Source organism: Streptomyces murinus, from assembly GCF_002154555.1.
GTDB classification, from domain to species: domain Bacteria; phylum Actinomycetota; class Actinomycetes; order Streptomycetales; family Streptomycetaceae; genus Streptomyces; species Streptomyces murinus.
This window is the reverse complement of sequence record NZ_MUNF01000652.1, coordinates 1-629: the sequence shown is the minus strand read 5'-3', so window position 1 is coordinate 629 and position 629 is coordinate 1. Positions and strand designations below refer to the sequence as shown.

Below are 629 nucleotides of genomic sequence, written 5' to 3'. Positions count from 1 at the left end.
GGGACAGCTCCGCCCCGCAGACCGGGCAGCGGGGTTCGAACCGGCCCGCGTCGAGGTCGGCCACGGCGCGCGGGCCCGGCCGTACGACACCGTGGCGCGGGCAGGTGTACCGGCCCTCGCCGTAGACGACCATGGACCCGGCGAGCACCAGGCGCCCCACGCCCGCCTGTGCCATCGCCGCGAGCAGCACGGCCGTGCCCAGGTCGTTGCGCGAGACGTACTCCGGGGCGTCCGCCACGCCGTTGCCGAGCCCGACCATCGCCGCCTGATGGCAAACGGCGTCCACCCCGGCCAGCGCCCGCGCCACCGCCGCCGCGTCCCGCACGTCCGCGCCGGGATCCGTACGGACGTCGTACACCACCGGCTCATGGCCGCGCGTCCGCAGCGCCTCGACGACATGGGAACCGATGAAACCGGCACCGCCGGTGACCAATACACGCATACGGCCACGCTAGACGCGGCCCGCGCCCCGCTCCCGGAACGCGCGGGTCATGTCACGGCTCCGTAAGACCTGGGAGCTGCTCAGCCGATGCAGAGCACCAGCACGCAGAGCTGTTCCGGCGAGGTCGACGCGCGCGCCGGGGGAGCGCTGGAGGTCGTGCCCTGGTCGGAGCCGCCGGTGGTGGGGG

At 74.9% G+C, this 629-nt stretch carries 1 protein-coding gene; it reads right to left on the bottom strand.

Translation table 11 applies throughout. The annotated features are described in order from the left end of the window. On the bottom strand, positions 1 to 442 hold a 442-nt coding region (locus CCN72_RS32345), incomplete at its 3' end, for an NAD-dependent epimerase/dehydratase family protein (RefSeq protein WP_143664270.1). Positions 443 to 629 lie beyond the last annotated feature (187 nt).